Raw genomic sequence first — 985 nt, forward strand, 5'->3', positions numbered from 1 at the left:
GCGGCTTGGGGTCGGCGAGCCGTTTCGCCGCGCCCAGCCAGGTGACCGCATCGGCCAGCGCGACGTAGGCGCCGGTGATCGCGGCGGTCCGGGTGCCGCCGTCGGCCTGGATGACGTCGCAGTCGATCGCGATCGTGTTCTCCCCGATCGCCGACATGTCGATGCAGGCGCGCAGCGCGCGGCCGACGAGCCGGCTGATCTCGTGGGTCCGGCCGCCGACGCGACCCTTGACCGACTCCCGGGAGCCACGGGTGTGGGTCGCCGAGGGCAGCATGGCGTACTCGGCCGTCACCCAGCCAAGACCCGAACCGGCGCGCCACCTCGGCACGCCCTCCTGCACGCTGGCGGCGCACAGCACCCTGGTCCGCCCGAACTCCACGAGCACGGAACCGGCGGGCCACTGCTGGTACCCCCTGGTGATCCGGACATCCCGGAGAGCGTCGTCCTGTCGACCATCCGCACGAGCCATTCGGTCACCCTAGGACATCGGCGGCCCACGACCGGAGTCGACTCGACGGTCCGGGCTCGCCCGCACGCCCCGCCCACCAGGCACGGGGCCGCCGCGCCACCGGAGCCGGAGTCGGAGCCGGTCGACCTCGGCGGCCCACGACGCCGGCCGGCCATCACCTCCGGTGACACACCAGCCGTCACGGTCCGCGTCGGTCCGACCACCAGGGGCTAGCATCCGCTGTCGTGGCCGCCAACCGGGTGTACCGGGACGGGGTCCTGGCCGGGGAGGACGTCGCCGAGGACGAGCTGGCGGCCCTCCTCCGCGAGGGCTCCGCCCTGGTCTGGCTCGACCTGCCCACGCCCAGCCGTTCGACCCTGGAGCGGTTGGCGGACAAGCTGGGCCTGCACGAGCTGGCGGTGGAGGACGCGGGCCAGGAGCGGCAGCGCCCCAAGCTCGACCGCTACGACAACCACCTGTTCCTCGTCGTCTTCGCCACGAGCCTGGGAACGGCGGCCGCAGGCCCCACCGCGCCAG

The 985-nt window shown here is 73.9% G+C and carries 2 protein-coding genes; one reads left to right on the plus strand and one right to left on the minus strand.

The genetic code is table 11. The features are described from left to right. On the minus strand, positions 1–469 hold a 469-nt coding region (rph, locus tag ACTIDRAF_RS0224175), incomplete at its 3' end, for a ribonuclease PH (protein WP_016701256.1). Positions 470–693: 224 nt separating this feature from the next. Between rph and ACTIDRAF_RS0224180 the strand changes: the two genes are divergently transcribed. Then, positions 694–985 (plus strand): CorA family divalent cation transporter (locus ACTIDRAF_RS0224180; RefSeq protein ID WP_026066449.1); only part of this gene is annotated, 292 nt, incomplete at its 3' end.

This window comes from Actinoalloteichus spitiensis RMV-1378 (assembly GCF_000239155.1).
GTDB classification, from domain to species: domain Bacteria; phylum Actinomycetota; class Actinomycetes; order Mycobacteriales; family Pseudonocardiaceae; genus Actinoalloteichus_B; species Actinoalloteichus_B spitiensis.